The following is a 19,802-nucleotide window of genomic DNA, read 5'->3' on the forward strand; positions in this document are numbered from 1 at the left end:
ATGGATTTAACACAAGGATCATTAGAAGAAAAAAACGATAGAGCTAAACGTATGATGCTAATCTTTGGTATTGGCTCGTTAATTATGTCGTTTGCAGGATTAACAAGTGCAGTCTTAGTAAGTAGAAAGCGTGAAGATTGGATGCATAATTTTGAATTGCCTCAAGCATTTTTAATTAGTTGTATTTTAATTATTATTAGTAGTATCACTTATATTCTAGCAAAAAAAGCTATAAAAAATAGTAATAGAAGTTTAGCAACAGTAATGTTACTTGTCACTTTTAGCCTTGGAGTTGCATTTATAATTTGTCAATTTGAAGGTTTCAAACAAATTGTAGCTTCTGGTTATTATTTCACAGGAGAAACTTCTAATGTGACCATGAGTTTTATCTATGTTATTGCATTCGTTCACATTTTACACGTTGCAGTAGGATTAATCTCTATATTGGTTGTAATTTATAATCATTTTAAACAAAAATATACAGCCACCAAAATGCTAGGTATGGAGCTTTCTGCTACCTTTTGGCATTTTGTAGATATACTGTGGTTATTCTTGTTTTTATTTTTAACATATTTCGTTTAATTTTTCAATCATTTTTATAGTGTAGAACTCATGATTTAGTCTAGTAAAGACCTATGTTTTGAATTTTTAGAATCGGATGTTTTTTTACATAGATAAAATGATTATTTTTGTGCAACTTTTAATAACTAAATGCTTTATATGGATACTACAGTAGCAAATACTGGTGCAGAAGGCAAAACTTGGGGTGGAGGAAATCAACCACTAAAAGCAAGTTATGGTAAAATGATGATGTGGTTTTTTATCGTATCTGATGCCTTAACGTTTTCTGGATTTTTAGCGGCTTACGGATTTTCACGTTTTAAATACATTGGTTCTTGGCCAATAGCAGATGAGGTGTTTACGCACGTTCCGTTTTTTCACGGAAACTATCCAATGATATATGTGGCTTTTATGACATTTGTCTTAATTATGTCATCTGTAACAATGGTATTAGCTGTTGATGCTGGACATCACATGAACAAAACCAAAGTAACATGGTACATGTTCTTAACTATAATTGGTGGTTTAATATTCGTAGGTTCACAAGCTTGGGAATGGGGAACATTTATTAAAGGTGATTATGGTGCAGTACAAACTAAAGGAGGAAATATTCTTCAATTAGTAGATAATACTGGTCATAGAGTTGCTATTAGCGATATTGCAATAGATGCGCATGGAGAACGTGTAGCACATGAACGTAAAAATGGACTTTGGTTCGTGGATGAAGGGACATTACCTGCATACACTGTTGATGAAGTTTACAATGGTTTAGTAGCCAATCCTGATGTTGTTGTGAGAACTCAAATTATCAATGAAGAAGGTCATAAAACAGTATTAACAAGAGAAGAATCACTTGCTAAGTTAAAGAAAGAAGGTGTATTGGTTGTACAAGGCGCTAATCTTAAGGTTAACGAATATGGAACATCATTATTTGCAGATTTCTTTTTCTTTATTACAGGTTTTCACGGTTTTCACGTATTATCTGGAGTTATAATAAATATCATCATTTTCTTTAACGTTATACTTGGTACTTATGAGAGACGTGGAAGCTACGAAATGGTGGAAAAAGTTGGTTTATATTGGCACTTTGTCGATTTAGTATGGGTATTTGTATTTACATTCTTCTACCTAGTTTAAATTTATAAAATAGAATAAAACACACATGGCACACGCACATAAATTAGAAATATTTAGAGGTTTAGTTAAGTTTAAATCTAACACCCAAAAAATTTGGGGTGTACTAATTTTCTTGACAATAGTTACAGGTATTGAAGTTATTTTAGGTATTTATAAGCCAGAGTCTTTGATGGGAAAAGTTCTAGGGATGAAGATTTTAAACTGGATTTTCATTATATTAACTCTTGTAAAAGCATATTATATTACTTGGGATTTTATGCACATGAGAGATGAAACTAAAGCATTGAGACGTATGGTGGTTTGGACTGCTATATTCTTAATTTGCTATTTAATCTTTATCTTATTACAAGAAGGTGGTTATATAGAAAGTGTTTACTCTAATGGTTATGTTAAAAAAGATTTTTAACACATTACCATCATTATAAAGTATACGAAAAGACGGTTTTTAAACCGTCTTTTTTTATTTTTGCACTATGGAAAAAAGCAAAATTAAACGTTATATAGTACTAGGCATTTTATTCTTTTTGCCAGTCGCATTTTTGTTGATGCTTTATCCATCTACACACAATTATGATCCTTTAAATATAGTAGATGAAAATGTAGCAGATATAGAATTGTTTACATCAAATTCTGAAGCTGAAATCCTCTTTAAAGACCATATTTCTATTATTGCTTTCTTCGGAAATGAGCCAGAAAACCAAGTCATTGCAGCTTCAAACCTTAAAGAACTTGTTTATGATAAGTTTAAAGGCTTTAAAAAATTTCAAATTGTAATTGTATTGCCAAAAGGCTCTGAAGACAAAGCAGAGCAGCTTCAAAGCGAAATAAATAATTACGATGACATGCGTTTTTGGCATTATGTTTTTGGACAACCAAATGATATTAAAAGAATTTTTGATAGTCTTAAAACAGAAGAGTCTTTAGACGATAATCTGTTTTCAGATCATGTGTTTATAATAGATCAAGATTTAAAACAACGTGGTAGATTGGATGATAGAACAGATAAAGAGAAAGAACAAAAGGAGTCAGCGTATCCTTTGTATTCTTACGATTGTATTGAAGTTGCCGAAATAAAAAATAAAATGAGTGATGATTTAAGAATTTTATTTACAGAGTATCGTCAAAAACGTAAAGGTGAATTTGATTCTGCATCACGAAGAGCACAAGATTTAATAGAAACTAATTAATCAAATTCACCATGTTCTAAATGGTGATTTGAATTTATATATAACATTATGAGTACAAAAAAAACAAACTATTCATACGTTGGGATCGCCTTTATTCTTTTGGTCTTCGGAATTATTTTTGTTCCTAAAATTGTGGATAGAATTAAAGGTGGAGATATCACTAGAACTGAAAGTAGATCAAAAAATGTGTCAGCAAATGCTGAAGGTTTTGTGTCAGATTTAATGTTTTTAGAGATTAATGGCGAAGCTAAAAAAGTGCCGCCTTTCTCCTTTGTTGATCACCACGGAAATACGATTACTAACAAAGATTATGAAGGTAAAGTATACTTGGTAGAATTTTTCTTTACAACCTGCGGATCAATTTGTCCTAAGATGAATCGAAACTTAGTAGAAATTCAAAATACGTTTACAGACTCTAAAGATTTTGGTGTTGCTTCTTTTACAATAAATCCAGAATATGATACGCAAGAAGTTTTAAATAAATATGCTCAAAATCATAAGGTAACTAATCCAAACTGGCATTTTATGACTGGTGATAAGGATGCTATTTATGAGTTGGCAAATATTGGTTTCAATATCTATGCTGGAGAAAATCCAAATGTTGAAGACGGATTTGAACATTCAGGAAATTTTGCACTCATAGATAAAAACGGGTTTATGCGATCAAGACAAGATAACTTTGGAAACCCCAAAATTTTCTATAAAGGCATCATTTCCGAAGAAGAGAAAGTTGATGACGATGGAGAAACCGAAGAAATAAGTATGCTTAAAGCAGATATTGCTAAACTTTTAAAAGAAGATTAATATTATGAGTAGTTTAGAAAATACTTCCGAAGAAAAAAAATATAACAAATGGATTGTTGTTCTGGCTATCGTGATTCCTGTTGTGGTTGCAATTTTATCAAGAATGAAACTACAAGATTTTGGAATTGAAGTAGAACCATTAACATTCTTACCTCCAATTTATGCTACAATTAATGGACTAACTGCTTTTGTTTTAATCTTTGCAGTAATTGCTATTAAAAAGAAAAACAGAAAGTTACATGAACGTTTAATGAAAACTGCAATTATATTATCAGTTGCATTTTTGGTGATGTATGTTGCCTATCACATGACAAGTGATTCTACAAAATTTGGTGGTGAAGGCACGATTAAATATGTGTACTATTTTATACTGTTAACTCACATTTTGTTATCAATTGTAATTATTCCATTCGTGTTGATTACTTATGTACGTGCCATTACAAATAATTTTGAGCGTCATAAAAAAATAGCAAAAATTACATTTCCGTTGTGGTTATATGTTGCTGTAACTGGTGTTATAGTGTATGTGATGATTTCACCATATTATAATTAAGACATGAAGCAGAAACTCCTCCTTTTTCTATTTTCTTTTCTCTTTTCTTTAAAAAGTAACGCACAATGTGCAATGTGTAGAGCAGTCTTAGAAAGTGAAGAAGGTCAAACTACAGCAGAAGGTGTTAATGATGGCATCATGTATTTAATGGCAATTCCTTATCTTTTAGTTGCAGGAATTGGATTTATGATTTACTGGAAATTTTTCCGAAGTAAAAAAGAAATTAAATAATTTTCAGTAAAACTGTAACATTTTTGATATTAGAACGTCTTATATATATCAATCAAAAATCTAATTCTTAACAAATACTTAGGATAAATCATCTAGTGATTTAGTTAAGTTTGTTAGAATTAACTAACCACATTATGATTCAAATCAAGGATTTACACAAGTCTTACCACATGGGAAGCAACTCGCTTCATGTTTTAAAAGGTATAAATTTTGACGTAAAACAAGGGGAATTAGTCTCTATCATGGGTTCATCTGGATCAGGAAAATCAACATTACTTAATATTTTAGGAATGTTAGATGAGGCAGATCAAGGTCAATACATTCTTGATAATGTGCCAATAAAAAACTTAAACGAGAAAATTGCAGCTAAATACAGAAATGAATTTCTTGGTTTTATTTTTCAATCCTTTAATCTTATAAATTATAAAAGTGCTTTAGATAATGTGTCTATGCCATTATACTATAAAGGTGTAAAACGGAAAGAGCGCACAGAAAGAGCTATGCACTATTTAGAGAAAGTTGGTTTGGCACAATGGTCGCATCATTTACCAAGTGAATTATCTGGTGGTCAAAAACAGCGTGTAGCTATTGCAAGAGCATTAGCTAGTGATCCAAAAGTGTTGTTAGCAGATGAACCAACAGGAGCTTTAGATACTAAAACCTCTTATGAAGTTATGGAACTCATTCAAGGTATTAATGATGAAGGAAAAACGATTCTAGTCGTCACGCACGAACACGATATAGCACAAATGACTAAGCGTATTGTTAATCTTAAAGATGGATTGATTATTGACGATAGTCCAGTAGAACAAGTTAGAGCTTCATTACATGTTTGATATAGAACGTTGGCAAGAAATCTTTGAGACGTTGAGCAAAAATAAATTGCGAACGTTTTTAACAGGACTATCAGTAGCTTCTGGAATTTTTATTTTGGTGGTGCTTCTCGGTTTTAGTAAAGGTATTGAAAACGGTGTAAAGTCTCAATTTGAGCAAGATGCTACTAATTTAATTACAGTTTGGACAGGAGTAACTACAAAAGGCTATAAAGGTCTAAATCCTGGTCGTTATATTCAGATGAAAAACGATAACTTCGAAATGATCTCTCAAAAATATGAAGACAATATTGAGTATAAAACGTCTTTGTATGCCATTTGGGGAGCAGAAGTTGCTTATAAAAATGAAACAGGTAATTATCGAGTTAGAGGCGCAATGCCAGATCATCAATTTATTGAAAATGCTGAAATAGAATCTGGACGATTTGTAAATCAATCAGATTTAAGTGACAACAGAAAAGTTGCAGTAATTGGTCGTAAACTAAAACAAGATTTATTTAAAGGTGAAGATCCAATTGATAAAAATATTTCAATTTTTGGAATGAACTTTAAAGTCATTGGTGTATTTGTAGATCCAGGAGGAGAACGTGAAGAGCAGCAAGCTTACATTCCTCTAACCACATCACAAAAAGTGTTTAATGCAGGTGATAACATTAGAAATATGTTGTTTACGGTAAAAATGTCTGATAATTTTGACGAAGCTGTTGCGTTATCTCAAAGTATGGCTAATGCTGTTGAAACTGAATTAAAGCTAATGCATACTGTGGCTCCAGATGATACGAGTGCAGTTCGTGTATTTAATACATTAGAAGAAGCCAAAAAAATCTACTCTTTAATTGGTATGATTCAATCCGTATTTTGGTTTGTAGGTATTGGTACTATTATCGCAGGTATTGTTGGCGTTGGTAATATCATGCTAATCATCGTAAAAGAACGGACCAAAGAAATTGGAATTAGAAAAGCTTTAGGAGCATTACCAATGTCTATTGTTGGTATGATTATACAAGAAGCTGTTTTTGTAACTATGTTTGCAGGATTGTTTGGATTAATTTTTGGATTGGGACTTCTAGAATTAGTCGGTCCTCAAATAGAAAGCGATTTCATTAAGTATCCTCAAGTTGATTTCAACATAGCATTAACAACTGTATTTTTATTAGTAATTGCTGGAGCCTTAGCAGGATTTATACCAGCATATCGAGCAGCAAAAATAAAACCTATTGTAGCATTAAGAGACGAATAGTATGTTTAGTAGAGACCGTTGGGACGAAATATTAGAAGCTTTAAATGCAAATAAGTTCAGAACTTTTTTGACAGCTTTTGGTGTGGCATGGGGAATTTTTATTCTGGTAGTTTTATTGGCTTTAACCAATGGACTTAAAAATGGAGTTACTGCAGATTTTGGCGATTTTGCTACAAACTCCATGTTTATGTGGACGCAAGGCACATCTAAACCATATAAAGGATTGCCTAAAGGACGTTGGTTTAATTATAAAATTGGAGATGTAGAAGCTATAAAATCTGGAGTGCCAAATATTAAATATGTATCACCTAGAAATCAATTAGGTGGATATAATGGTGCTAATAATGTTGTAAGAGGAACTAAAACAGGTGCTTTTGAAATTTATGGTGATTACCCTGAATATATAAAGCAGCAACCTATGGATATCTTACAAGGCCGTTTTATAAGTTATTCAGATATTGAGTCTAAACGTAAAATATGTGTCATTGGAACAGGTGTAGAACGTGGACTTTATGATAAAGGAGAAGATATTTTAGGGACATACATCAAGATTAATGGTGTCAACTTCTTAGTTGTTGGGACCTTTAAAATGAGCAACAGTCAAGGTGATGGAGAACAAGATGCAAGTACAATTTATATACCATTTACCACGTTTGGTCAAGCATTTAATAGAGGAGAAAATGTGGGTTGGATGGCTATTACTGCGGAAGACGGAACTAGCATAACTACGCTTAAACAACAAATTTTTGATTTAATGAAATCAAGACATAAAATTCATCCTGAAGATGATCGTGCTATTGGTCATTTTGATTTGTCTGAGCAATTTGAACGTGTTAATGGGTTGTTTACAATTTTAACTATTGTTGGTTATTTTGTTGGTGCATTGGTGCTCATGTCTGGAATTATTGGGATTAGTAATATCATGTTGATTGTCGTTAAAGAACGCACTAAAGAAATTGGTGTGAGACGAGCACTTGGCGCTTCACCTTGGATGATTAAATCACAAATTTTGCAAGAAAGCTTAATTCTTACTATTCTTTCAGGAATGGTTGGAATCTCCTTTGGTGCTTTGCTCATTTGGTTCTTAAATTATCTTTTGGATATGAGTGGTGGACCTGTAGAAAATTTTGCAAACCCAAGTGTAAGTATGCAAGTGGTATTTACTGCTTTAATAATATTAGTTGTATCTGGAGTTTTAGCAGGATTAATTCCAGCAAATAGTGCAACAAAGATGAAGCCTGTAGATGCTTTAAGAATAGAATAGAATAGAATAGAATAGAATAAATCAAATCAAATCAAATCAAAATAAATTATATAATCATCAACCAATGAAAAGAACAAGAACTATAATCATATTGATATTTATCGTCGTCGTATTTGGAGGCGCATTGTATTATTTATGGCAAAAAAATCAAGAAGATCCAGTAAAATATACTTCTGAAAGTCCATCTGAACAAACCATAGTTGTTAAAACTGTGGCAACTGGTAGTATTGTTCCGAAGGAAGAAATACTAATAAAACCAAACATCTCTGGAGTTATAGAAGAGGTGTATATTGAAGCTGGAGAATATGTGAAGCAAGGTGATTTGATCGCGCAAATTAGAGTAATACCTAATGTGTCATCATTAACAAGTGCCAAAAACAATATTGCGTCAAATCAAACGGCTTATCAAACCGCTAAAATTAATTTGCAAACGCAACAATCTAATTATGATAGACAAAAAGCGCTGTTTGAAAAAGGTGTGATTTCTGCAAACGATTTTGAAAATGTAAAAAACACTTATTTGCAGACAAAACAATCTGTTGAGCAAGCTAGAATCAATGTGAACTCTGCAAGTCAAAATTATGATATCATAAAAACGGGTACAACTAGCGGATTAGGAAATATTGCACAAACGCAAGTTAGAGCTACAGTTTCTGGGATGGTTCTAGATGTTCCTGTTAAAGCTGGTAACCAGGTTATTGAAGCTAATAATTTTAATGAAGGAACTTCTATTGCGTCTCTTGCAGATGTAAAGCAAATGATTTTTGAAGGTAAGGTTGATGAGAGTGAAGTTGGAAAAATTAAAGAAGGTTTACCATTAGAAATTACAGTTGGAGCCATTGAAGATCAAAAATTTGATGCTATATTAGATTATATTGCACCAAAAGGAGTTGCTGAGAATGGTGCTATTCAATTTGAAATCAAAGGATCGCTTAAAAATATAGATTCTACATTTATTAGAGCAGGATTAAGTGCTAACGCATCAATTATATTAGAAAAAGCAGATAAGGTTTTAGCAATCAAGGAAGCGCTTGTTCAATATGATAATGAGACTAAAAAACCTTATGTTGAAATTGAAATTGGAGACCAGCAATTTGAAAGAAGAGAGGTGGAATTAGGAATTAGTGATGGTATATTTGTAGAAGTAAAAAGTGGAATAAAAAAAGAGGATAAAATTAAAGTTTGGAACCAAATACAAGGGATGCCAAATTTCGCTCAATAAAAATGTTACGATAAGTGTAACACTTTAAGAAATATAGATACTTATAGATTAATTATGAAAAAAATAGTCAGCATATTAATTGTTCTTATAACAATAAGCTCGCAAGCTCAAAATAAAAAATGGACACTCATCGAGTGTGTAGAGTATGCTTTAGAAAATAACATTTCAGTAAAGCAAAGTGAATTATCACTAAAAGCTACAGATATAGAAAAAATGACCGCTGTTGGTGCATTTCTACCTACAGTAAATGCAGGTGGTAGTGTATCTAAAAACACAGGTTTGAGTTTTGACCCAACAACTGGTAACTCTTCAACAGTAACGTTTTTATCTGCGTCAGGAAATATTAATTTAGGTTATAATTTATTTGATGGTTTAAGAAACGTTAGGCAAGTGCAACGTGCGGAAATTTCAAAATTAGCAGCACAGTATAATTTGTCTAAAATGAAAGATGATATTTCACTTTTTGTAGCAAACGGTTATCTCCAAGTGATTTTAAATAAAGCAAATCTAGAAGTTTTAAAATCTCAAAATGCTGTTACTCAGGAGCAAATTGATAGAACAACTCAGTTGGTTGAAGCAGGATCTTTACCAAGAGGCGATTTGTTAGAAATAAAAGCTGTAGATGCTAGTGAGAAACAAACCATTGTAAATGCTGAAAATGCAATTCAAATTTCATTAATCAATCTAGCACAATTACTCCTAATTAAAGATTATGAGAATTTTGATATTGAGGATGAAGGTTATGATATTGTTGATGAAGGCATTTCGAGTAAACCCGTTACAGAAATTATTGAACAAGCAAAAGAGAGTAGATCTGAAATTAAAATAGCAGAACAAAACGTTGCTTTAGCAGAAAAAGATGTACAAATAGCTAAAGGAGCAAATTGGCCGTCATTGAGAGCTTTTCTAGGTTATGATACACGTTATACCGATTCTAATCCAATATCATTTACAGAACAGATTTCTTTAAATGATGGTGTTGGATATGGATTAAGTGTTAGTATTCCTATTTTAAACGGGTTCTCAGTAAAAGCAAATGTTCAAAGAAATAAGATTAACTTAGAGCAATCTAAGTATCAATTAGAACAAGCAGAATTAGATTTAGAATCTACAGTATATCAAGCTTATGTTGATGCTAAAGGTTCTTTGAAATCTTATGAAGCAGCTACAACAGCACTAGAGTCTCAGCAACTGGCTTATGATTATGCGAAAGAACGTTATGATGTTGGATTAACAAATGCGTTTGATTTCAGCCAATCTAAATTGAGATTTGATAATGCAAAAATTGAAGTTAATCGTGCTAAATACGATTATATATTTAAGTTAAAGGTTCTCGAATTATACTTCGGAATACCAGCTACAGAATTAAAGTTTTAAAAACCATGACTAAAAGTACTAAAATTATTCTCGGAATTGTTGCACTATTGCTTATAGCCTTAATTGCAGGAAAATCAATGGGAATGTTCGGTAACAAAGGAAATTCAAAAGAAGTAGAGTTAAAAAAAGTTACTTTATTGGATATTGTTGAAACCGTTTCAGCAACTGGTAAAATACAACCAGAAGTTGAGGTTAAAATATCAAGTGAGGTTTCTGGAGAGATTTTAGATCTTCCTTTTAAAGAAGGACAGCAAGTTAAAAAAGGTGATCTTTTGGTTCGTGTAAATCCAGATTTAATACAATCTGCAGTAAGCAGATCTCAAGCATCTTACCAAAATGTAAAAGCTGGATTAGAACAAGCAGATGCATCTTTAAAAGAAGCAAAATCAAATTATGATAGAAGCAAGTCTCTTTTTGAAAGAGGTGTAATTTCAAAAGCAGATTGGGATAGAGCTATTGCTAGTTTTGAAACTGCAACAGCATCACGAAGTTCTGCTTATTATAGCGTGCAAAGTGCAGCAGCAACCGTTAATGAAGCAAAAGATAATTTAGGTAGAACAACCATTTATGCTCCAATGAGCGGTACAATTTCATTACTTAACGTTGAGTTAGGTGAGCGTGTCGTTGGTACACAACAAATGGCAGGTACAGAAATTTTGAGAGTTGCTAATTTAAACAACATGGAAGTTGAAGTAGATGTTAATGAGAATGATATTGTAAAAGTTCAAATTGGGGATTCTACAATAGTGGAAGTAGATGCATATTTAAAAAAGGAATTTAAAGGTGTTGTGACAGAAATAGCGAACTCAGCAGCAAGTGCATTAACTGCAGATCAGGTTACAAACTTTAGAGTTAAAGTAAGAATTCTAGAAGAATCTTATGCAGATTTAATTGAAGGGAAACCAGAATCTTATTCGCCATTCAGACCAGGAATGACAGCTACTGTAGATATTATTACAAATAAACGTAATAACTCTATTGCAGTTCCTATTAGCTCAATTGTAATTAAAACAGAGTCTGAAATGACTAAAAAGAAAGCAGGTAGTAAAACATCAGATTCCGAAGAAATAAAAGCTGAAGATGAAGAAAAATTTGAATGTGTTTTCGTTAATGACAATGGTGTCGCTAAGCTAGAAAAAGTAACGACAGGAATTCAAGATGATACAAATATTGAAATTGTATCTGGATTGAGTGAAGGCGTTGAAATTATCACAGGACCATATAATATGGTTTCAAAAACCCTCAAGCCTGGAGATAAAATAGAGAAAAAAGGTGGAGCGACTAAAAAAGAAGAAACTACTGAAGAGTAATGCCAAAATTTAATTAATAAAAAGGTAATGCCTATAATATTAAGTATAGAAACATCTACAACAAACTGTTCAGTCTCTCTTTCAAAACAAGGAGAGACTTTAGTTTTAAAAGAAGATAATAATGCTAATTATTCTCATGCAGAATCTTTACATGTCTTTATTAATGATGTTTTAAAAACCGCCAAGATAAATAAAAGTGAGATTGATGCTATCGCAGTGAGCAAAGGTCCTGGCTCATATACAGGTTTACGAATTGGAGTTTCTGCTGCTAAAGGATTGTGCTACGCACTTGATAAGCCATTGATTTCTATCTCAACACTTCATGCTTTAGCGCATCAGGTTGATGCTCAAAATGGTGTAATTATACCTATGTTAGATGCAAGACGTATGGAAGTATACTCTGCTATCTATGATCATAAATTTAATGTGCTTCGTGATATTGAAGCGCAAATACTTGATGAATTTTCATTTAAGCAACAACTAGAAAACGGTAATGTTTTTTTCGTCGGAAATGGAACTGAAAAAACAAAAGCCATCATTAATCACAAAAACGCTATCTACATAGATAATAAATTGCCTTCAGCAAATGAGATGAGTGCTTTGGCTTATGATAAATATAAAATAGGCAACACCGAAGATGTCGCCTATTTTGAACCTTTTTATTTAAAAGATTTTATAGCATTAAAACCTAAAAAATCTTAAGCTTCTTTATGTATTTCAACAGAATGTGGATAAGGTATTTCTATACCAGCTGCATCTAATGCTTCTTTGATGTCTTCGGTAACACCAAAGTATACATCCCAATAATCTTCAGATTTACACCAAGGTCTTACAACAAAATTTAATGAGCTATCGGCTAATTCAGATAAAGCTATTGTTGGAGCAGGATCCTTTAAAATCTTAGGGTTAGATGATAAAACCTTATCAAAGACTTCTTTTGTTTGTTTAATATTAGAATCATAACCAACACCAATTACTAAATCTACTCTTCGAGTTCCTTCGGTAGTATAATTTATAATATTACCATTAGAAAGTGCTGCATTTGGTATAATGATCTCTCTATTTGAAAGTCCAGTAAGTTTTGTTGTAAAGATTTCTATTTCTTTTACAACACCAATTTCTCCTTGAGCTTCAATTAAATCACCAATTTTAATTGGTTTAAAAATCATTAATAATACACCTCCAGCGAAATTACCAAGAGAACCTTGTAATGCTAATCCAATGGCCAAACCAGCTGCTGCAAGAACTGCAGCAAATGAAGTTGTCTCAATACCAAGAGTGCCTAAAATCACTATAATGAGAACTATTTTTAAAATCCAACCAACTAAATTCAAAAGAAATTTTTGAAGACTTGGGTCAAACTCTCTTTTATTCATTGTCTTTCTTGCCCCTTTTATAAGAGTTTTTATAATCCATGAGCCAATGATCCATATAGCAATAGCTGCTATTATTTTAGGTCCAAAATCAATGATGATCTCATAACCTTTGTCTATCCATTTTTGTAAATCCATAATATAATTTTTTATTAGAGTATAATATTAATGAAAAAACCCGAACGTTAGATGAAAACGTTCGGGTTTTGAATTAGATGTTGTGTGATTAAAGTGCGTTAACGTAATTAATTAACTGTATTAAATCTTCTTCACGAGATGTCTTAATTTTATTCTCTTTGATAAAACTCAAGATCTCTTTTGAGTGTTTAGGGAACAACTTAACAATTTCTTTTTTCTTTTTAGGTAACTCACGAGCATATGCATCATTTATAGAAATAAAGTGTGTGTCACTAATGTTTTTAAATTCGGCTGGCTTATCCTTGTCATAACCAGTGACTGCAGGCTTTGCTTTGAAATAAATGACTTGTTTTTTAGAGAAAAGCTTAACTTTATCGTTGTAATCTGTTAAAGGAACAAAATATCCTCTTTGCATACCATCATCAGAATCTATATAGTTTAAAGGAGTTAATTTTAAATCATCAGTAAGAAAAGTAATCACAACATTACTTATACTTTTATTGAAGTTTTGCACATTATCTTCACTAACTTTAACTTCAACTTCATCTGTATAAGCATTATATCTTATGTTATAAACCTCTGTAGGTGTTGCAGATATTTTTGCAACTGTAAAATTTTCATAGAGGTAAGGAGAGCCTATTGCTTTTTTATTTTTATTATTAATAGTTACTATCGAATTTCCACCAATATTATCGAATAAAGGTAGTGCTAAATTAGATCCTACGCCATTTTCATCTTGGGCTTGAGTGAAGTTGAAACTAAAAGTCATTATAAGACTTAGTGATAGAGATAATAATGTTGATTTTGTCATAATATTTTTTAAATATGTTTTTTAATTAATATCAAAAATTATGCCTTTTAGGTATATGGATACATATAAGGCATAATTATCTAGATTTTATTTTACTTCAAATGTTAATTTTAAATTAACTCTAAATTCAGTAACATCATCACCTTTAACGATTGCACTCTGTTCCTGTACATAAACAGATTTGATGTTTTTTACACTTTTTGAAGCTTGTTTTACTGCTTTTTTAGTTGCGTCTTCCCAACTTGTTTCAGAATTTGATAATACTTCAATTACTTTTAATACTGCCATTTGATTTTGTTTTAAATTAAAAATTATATAATAAAGGTGTGAAATTTATCCGTTAATAGCTTCAACGGTTTCAACCTTATCTTTCATCATTTCTTTTAGCATGTTTTCAATTCCATTTTTTAAAGTAAAAGTGGAAGATGGACAACCACTACAAGCACCTTGTAAAATTACTTTCACCTTTTTTTCTATTGGATCATAAGATTGAAATTCTATATTACCACCATCACTAGCAACTGCTGGTTTTACGTATTCCTCTAAAATATTTATTATTTCTTTAGATATATCATCTCTAGACTCATAATCATTATCTAATTGGTCGCTTTGTTTTGATTTGGTTTCAGGAGCATTTGGATCAATAATTGTTTTTCCGTTTTCAACATAGCTTCTTAAAAACTCCCTTAGCTCCATTGTTATATCATTCCATTCAGCAACATCAAACTTAGTAATAGACACAAAGTTTTCATCAATAAAAACGCTTTTTACAAACGGAAAGTGAAAAAGTTCTGCTGCCAAAGGCGCAAATTTTGTGTCATCTATAGATGTAAACTCATGTGTAGTTGTAACCAGTTTTTTATTAGCTACAAACTTTAATACAGATGGGTTTGGCGTGCTTTCAGCATATATGGTTACTGGTGTTTTCTTTTTTTCTGCGGAAACTTTAACAATCACATCACCTGAGTTTAGATAGGTCTCAATCTGTGCTGCAACTTCATTTTGAACATCTACCCATTCAACAATGTTATATCTTTCAATTGCAATAAAATTACTTGATATATATACTTTCTTTACAAATGGAAGATAAAATAGTTGTTGAGCTAATGGAGACGAACTTGCCTCATCAATATTATTAAATTCAAAACTCTCATGTTGAGTTATAAATTGATTGGTTTCAAATTTAATAATTGAAGGGTTTGTAGTTTCTTTTATGGAGATTGAATACGTATTCATTGAATTTGTTTCTGCAAAAATAAGCAACTAGATATTCAATTAATACTATTTTAAGATTATCATAACTTTTTAAAATTGACTGTAAGATTAAAATAAAAATCAATATCAAGAGTTATTTTATAAAGAGTGCTGGGAAATTAAACTGTTAAACTGTTATTATTATAACGATTTAACAATTGTGATTCCTTTAATTTTTATTAAATTTCGCTCTTATTATTAAAACCTCTACCTATAACTTGATAGCTTTTGCTTTTTTTAAGTGATTTTATTTTAAGATATAGATTTCATCTATTTAATTTAATATGGTGATTGTAAGTTAAATAATAAGTTTAAAACTATTTTCAAACACTATGAAAAAGCTTTACTTACTACTTGTCTTATTTTCTTATTTTTCCTTTGCACAAGACTTAAATATGCAAAATGGAAGTTTCGATAGATGTGCACCAGATAAATTTTATGATTCAGGAGGAGCTGGAGGTGCCTATGGAAGTAATGAAAATCTTGTTACTACTATTTGTTCACCTAATGCTGGAGAATTTATAATTTTAGACTTCTTGTCTTTTAGTACACAACTCAATGTTGACATATTAACTATTTATGATGGAGATGATACTTCAGCGCCAGTAATTGGTTCTTATAATGGAGCTAATAATCCAGGAACTATAGTTGCTTCAGACACAAATACAAGTGGTTGTATTACCATAGAGTTTGTGTCAAATGCTACAGGTACAACAACGGGTTGGGAAGCAGATATTATTTGTGCAGTACCTTGTCAAACTATAACACCATCAATAGACAGTACAACACCTGCTATGAATTCTTCAGGTTCTGTACAAGCAAATGTTGGTGAAGTCATTACATTTAATGGTAGTGCAAACTTTTCTACATCTGGCACAGGAGCAACTTATGAATGGAATTTTGGAGATACCAATACAGACACTGGTAATACAGTTACAAACACCTATACAGCTCCAGGCACTTATACTGTGACATTAATTGTAACTGATGATAATCCAATAGGTTGTACAGAGACCACTACAATATCAGTATTTATCGTTGGTGAGAATATTGTTGTTGATCAAACTACTTATACTATAGAAGAACTAGTTGAAGACGTACTTATAAATAGTGATTGTGCTCAAATTAGTAATATTACATCTTCAACCGGAACTAACTATGGAGATGTTGATGGTATTGGGTATTTTATAAATGATGGAACGTTGTTTCCGTTTACAGATGGTATATTATTAACTTCTGGAGACGCAAGTAAGGTTAGAGGTCCAAACGATAATGCTTTAAGTGATGGAGGTTTTAATTGGCTTGGTGATCCAGGTTTAGATACAGCAGTAGGTATCGCATCAAATAATGCCTCAATTATAGAATTTGACTTTGTGCCACTTGCAGATAGTATCAGTTTTGACTTTTTGATGGCTTCAGAAGAATACAATGGATTTAATGGTGGATCTTTTGAATGTACTTATTCAGATGCGTTTGCTTTTTTACTAACAGATGCTCTTGGTAATGTTACAAATTTAGCTGTCTTACCAGCAACAAACACTCCAATATTAGTAACCAATATACATCCAAATAATTCAGGTTGTAATGCCATAAACGAACAATATTTTGGAGGTTATACACAATGGCCAGATATGTCAGTACCTTACGATACGTCTACTCCTCCTCAAGCACCAATGAGCTTTGATGGTCGTACTGCTGTTTTTACAGCCCAATCACCTGTAATTCCAGGAGATACATATCATATAAAATTGGTTGTTGCAGATGCATCTGATGCCTCTTTAGACTCTGGAGTATTTTTAAAAGCTGGAAGTTTTGATTTAGGTGGAGATTTAGGGGATGATATTACAATTGCTGCTGGTACTGCAGAGTGTGATGGAGAAGTCATTGTTTTAGATACTCAAACGCCAACTGCAGCTCATGTTTGGTATAAGGATGGAGTTATAATTCCTGGTGAAACAGGATCTACGTTAAATGTAACTGAGTCTGGAGTATATGCTGTGGATGTTGTATTTTCTGGGATTTGTCAAGCTAATGATTCGGTTATAGTTGAATTTAAACCAATTCCAATAGCAAATACGCCTCCAAACATAAGTATTTGTAGTACTGATGGAATTGGTGAATTTACGCTTACAGACAATGATACTGAAATTTTAGGGACTCAAGATCCTTTAGATTTTGTTATAAGCTACCACTTTTCAGAACAAGATGCGATTGATAATATCAATCCTCTACCAATTCCATATACAAATGTTTCGAACCCTCAAACAATTTTTGCTCGTATGGCAGAATTATCTCAGGAGTGTTTTGATACAACATTTTTTAACCTGGAGTTTACCAATTTAAATATTAATACAGCGCTTACTCCTTTACAAGTGTGTGATGATAATACTGATGGTTTTGCAATGTTCACATTAACAGATGCTAATCTAGAAGTCATAGATGTTTTAGATCCAGGAACTGTTTCTGTATCGTATCATTTTTCTTCTAATGATGCTGTAAGTGGAATAAACCCTTTACCAGTTTCTTACACAAATGTAATGATGTTTAATCAAACAATATTTGTAAGAGTTCAATCTAATCTTAGCGCAGATTGCTACAACACAACATCACTAAATTTAATCGTAAACCCATTACCAGTTCCTATTGCTCCTACTCAATACGCAGTTTGTGACGATGATAACGATGGCTTCTCTATGTTTGATTTAACAACCAAAGATGCTGAAATATTAGGTGCTCAAACAGGAATGACAGTAACGTATCATGAAACTCTTGTCGAAGCTATTGATGGAGTAAATGCTCAAGCTAGTCCATATAGTAATATATCTGCAGGTTCTCAAACAATGGTTGTTAGAGTTACAGACGATGTAACTGGTTGTTCAGACACTGTTGAGTTAACGTTGTTTGTAAATCCTATCCCTTCTGTTGGTACAATATCAAATTACCAACTGTGTGATGACAATTTACCAGGTGATGAAACTGAAGTATTTGATCTTTCAACAAAAGATACAGAAGCTATTGATGGACAAACAGGAGTTACAGTAACATACCACGATACACTTTCTGATGCTGTAGACGGATTAAATCCATTAGCAAATCTTTATAGTAATACGAGTAATCCACAAACCATTTTTGTGAATATTACAAATACAACAACAGGTTGTGTCAATGTTGGAAATTTTGATTTAATCGTAAACCCATTACCAGCTTTAATAGACCCAACACCATTAGAAGTTTGTGATGATGGAACACCAGATGGTATTACGAGTATCGATTTAACGATAAAAAACGTTGAAATCACAGATAATAATCCAAATTATTCAGTTAGCTACCATATTGATTTAGCAGATGCAGAAGCAAATGCCAACCCATTACCAATACCTTACACAAATTTAGTCAATGGTCAAATCATATTTATTAGAGTACAAGACATTAATACAGGTTGTTATGATACAACTACTTTAATATTAAACGTACAACAAGCACCAATCGCTAATACACCATTACCATTAGAGTATTGCGATCCAGATAGTGATGGTTTTGGGGAGTTTGATTTAGCAAGTACAGTAAATGAAATCACAGGAGGCGATCCAACATTAACGGTAAGTTACCATGAGACCATGGCAGATGCTAACAATAATGTAAACGCACTAATAAGTCTTTATAACAACATTGTTGTGAATCAGCAAACGGTATTTGCACGTGTGGAAAGCTCAACAATCGCTACCAACTGTGCAACGATAGTAGAGTTAATATTAATTGTTAATCCAACACCACAATTAGGTGCAGCACCAACTGCCTTAGAAGTTTGTGATGATTTATCAGCAGACGGATTTGCCCAATTTGATTTAACCAGTAAAAATGCAGAGATCCTTCAAAACTTAGCAGATCCAACATTATATACGGTAAGCTATTATGAAAATGAAGTCAATGCAGGATTACCAAACAATCCAATTGCCAACCCAACCAATTATACCAATACCACAGCATTCAATCAAATCCTTTGGGTACGTGTAGAAGATAATATAACAGGATGTTACAAACTCACCACATTAGAGTTAATTGTTAATGCGTTACCAGTATTGGTTCAGCCAGCACCATTAGAATTATGTGATGACAACAATCCAGGCGATGAGATGGAATCCTTCATGCTAGAAGATGCTACCGATGAGATCCTCAACGGACAAACAGGCATCAGTTTAACGTATTACATAACACAAGCAGACGCAGATAACCAAACCAATCCAATATCGAGTCCATACACAAACACGGTTAATCCACAAACAATTTTCGTGGTGGCAACCAATGATGTGACAGGTTGCTTTGTAAGCACAACCGCAACGATATTATTAAGAGTTAACCCAATCCCATCACCAACAGCACCAACAGATTTAGAAGAATGTGATGAAGATAACGATGGATTTGCAAGTTTCAATTTAGAAGATAGAACTCTAGAAATTATAGGAGGAGAGTTAAGCACAGCAGTGACCTATCACGAAACCTTGGAAGA

19 protein-coding genes are annotated in these 19,802 nt (G+C 32.3%); 15 read left to right on the forward strand and 4 right to left on the reverse strand.

The window, feature by feature from the left end; all coding sequences use genetic code 11:
• The 14 genes from WNY78_RS16390 (at position 1) to tsaB (ending at position 12,421) form a co-directional block, all read left to right on the forward strand.
• On the forward strand, positions 1 to 582 hold the full coding sequence (locus tag WNY78_RS16390; RefSeq protein ID WP_342874302.1) for a cytochrome c oxidase subunit 3: 582 nt from the start codon (positions 1 to 3) through the stop codon (positions 580 to 582).
• Positions 583 to 720: 138 nt separating this feature from the next.
• A complete protein-coding gene (locus WNY78_RS16395) occupies positions 721 to 1,698 on the forward strand; it encodes a cytochrome c oxidase subunit 3 (protein WP_342874303.1) in 978 nt (325 codons plus the stop codon).
• A gap of 25 nt (positions 1,699 to 1,723) precedes the next feature.
• Positions 1,724 to 2,104: a cytochrome C oxidase subunit IV family protein gene (locus WNY78_RS16400; RefSeq protein WP_342874304.1), complete on the forward strand. Its 381-nt coding sequence runs from the start codon at positions 1,724 to 1,726 to the stop codon at positions 2,102 to 2,104.
• Between the two features lie 67 nt (positions 2,105 to 2,171).
• Positions 2,172 to 2,885 carry a hypothetical protein gene (locus tag WNY78_RS16405; RefSeq protein ID WP_342874305.1) on the forward strand — a complete coding sequence of 238 codons (714 nt, stop codon included), beginning with the start codon at positions 2,172 to 2,174 and terminating at the stop codon, positions 2,883 to 2,885.
• Between the two features lie 48 nt (positions 2,886 to 2,933).
• Positions 2,934 to 3,689 (forward strand): SCO family protein, encoded by a 756-nt coding sequence (locus tag WNY78_RS16410; protein WP_342874306.1) that lies wholly within the window; start codon positions 2,934 to 2,936, stop codon positions 3,687 to 3,689.
• A 4-nt stretch (positions 3,690 to 3,693) separates the two neighbouring features.
• Positions 3,694 to 4,242 carry a DUF420 domain-containing protein gene (locus WNY78_RS16415; RefSeq protein WP_342874307.1) on the forward strand — a complete coding sequence of 183 codons (549 nt, stop codon included), beginning with the start codon at positions 3,694 to 3,696 and terminating at the stop codon, positions 4,240 to 4,242.
• Between the two features lie 3 nt (positions 4,243 to 4,245).
• The gene (locus tag WNY78_RS16420) at positions 4,246 to 4,473 is read left to right on the forward strand and encodes a hypothetical protein (RefSeq protein WP_342874308.1); all 228 of its coding nucleotides are present in this window, start codon (positions 4,246 to 4,248) and stop codon (positions 4,471 to 4,473) included.
• Between the two features lie 134 nt (positions 4,474 to 4,607).
• Entirely contained in the window at positions 4,608 to 5,309 is a 702-nt protein-coding gene (locus tag WNY78_RS16425) for an ABC transporter ATP-binding protein (RefSeq protein ID WP_342874309.1), read from the forward strand.
• Complete coding sequence (locus WNY78_RS16430; protein WP_342874310.1) at positions 5,302 to 6,546, forward strand: ABC transporter permease; 1,245 nt, start codon at positions 5,302 to 5,304, stop codon at positions 6,544 to 6,546. The genes WNY78_RS16425 and WNY78_RS16430 overlap by 8 nt, the downstream gene beginning before the upstream one ends.
• Before the next feature lies 1 nt (position 6,547).
• Positions 6,548 to 7,810, forward strand: coding sequence for an ABC transporter permease (locus WNY78_RS16435; RefSeq protein WP_342874311.1), 1,263 nt, complete (start codon positions 6,548 to 6,550; stop codon positions 7,808 to 7,810).
• Between the two features lie 64 nt (positions 7,811 to 7,874).
• Positions 7,875 to 9,032 (forward strand): efflux RND transporter periplasmic adaptor subunit, encoded by a 1,158-nt coding sequence (locus WNY78_RS16440; RefSeq protein ID WP_342874312.1) that lies wholly within the window; start codon positions 7,875 to 7,877, stop codon positions 9,030 to 9,032.
• A 54-nt stretch (positions 9,033 to 9,086) separates the two neighbouring features.
• On the forward strand, positions 9,087 to 10,409 hold the full coding sequence (locus tag WNY78_RS16445) for a TolC family protein (RefSeq protein WP_342874313.1): 1,323 nt from the start codon (positions 9,087 to 9,089) through the stop codon (positions 10,407 to 10,409).
• Positions 10,410 to 10,414: 5 nt separating this feature from the next.
• A complete protein-coding gene (locus WNY78_RS16450) occupies positions 10,415 to 11,719 on the forward strand; it encodes an efflux RND transporter periplasmic adaptor subunit (RefSeq protein ID WP_342874314.1) in 1,305 nt (434 codons plus the stop codon).
• Positions 11,720 to 11,746: 27 nt separating this feature from the next.
• Positions 11,747 to 12,421 carry a tRNA (adenosine(37)-N6)-threonylcarbamoyltransferase complex dimerization subunit type 1 TsaB gene (tsaB, locus tag WNY78_RS16455; RefSeq protein WP_342874315.1) on the forward strand — a complete coding sequence of 225 codons (675 nt, stop codon included), beginning with the start codon at positions 11,747 to 11,749 and terminating at the stop codon, positions 12,419 to 12,421.
• Here tsaB and WNY78_RS16460 read toward each other — a convergent pair.
• The 4 genes from WNY78_RS16460 to WNY78_RS16475 form a co-directional block, all read right to left on the reverse strand.
• Positions 12,418 to 13,230, reverse strand: coding sequence for a mechanosensitive ion channel domain-containing protein (locus WNY78_RS16460; RefSeq protein ID WP_342874316.1), 813 nt, complete (start codon positions 13,228 to 13,230; stop codon positions 12,418 to 12,420). The two genes, tsaB and WNY78_RS16460, sit on opposite strands and share 4 nt — an antisense overlap.
• A gap of 88 nt (positions 13,231 to 13,318) precedes the next feature.
• The gene (locus WNY78_RS16465) at positions 13,319 to 14,041 is read right to left on the reverse strand and encodes a hypothetical protein (RefSeq protein WP_342874317.1); all 723 of its coding nucleotides are present in this window, start codon (positions 14,039 to 14,041) and stop codon (positions 13,319 to 13,321) included.
• Between the two features lie 87 nt (positions 14,042 to 14,128).
• Positions 14,129 to 14,329: a dodecin family protein gene (locus tag WNY78_RS16470; protein ID WP_342874318.1), complete on the reverse strand. Its 201-nt coding sequence runs from the start codon at positions 14,327 to 14,329 to the stop codon at positions 14,129 to 14,131.
• Positions 14,330 to 14,374: 45 nt separating this feature from the next.
• A complete protein-coding gene (locus WNY78_RS16475; RefSeq protein WP_342874319.1) occupies positions 14,375 to 15,277 on the reverse strand; it encodes a NifU family protein in 903 nt (300 codons plus the stop codon).
• A 350-nt stretch (positions 15,278 to 15,627) separates the two neighbouring features.
• On the opposite strand from WNY78_RS16475, the gene WNY78_RS16480 reads away from it, so the two are divergent.
• Positions 15,628 to 19,802, forward strand: a 4,175-nt coding sequence (locus WNY78_RS16480) for a choice-of-anchor L domain-containing protein (RefSeq protein ID WP_342874320.1), incomplete at its 3' end; no start/stop codon positions are given.

It is taken from the genome of Psychroserpens sp. AS72, from assembly GCF_038900375.1.
Classification (GTDB): Bacteria; Bacteroidota; Bacteroidia; order Flavobacteriales; family Flavobacteriaceae; genus Psychroserpens.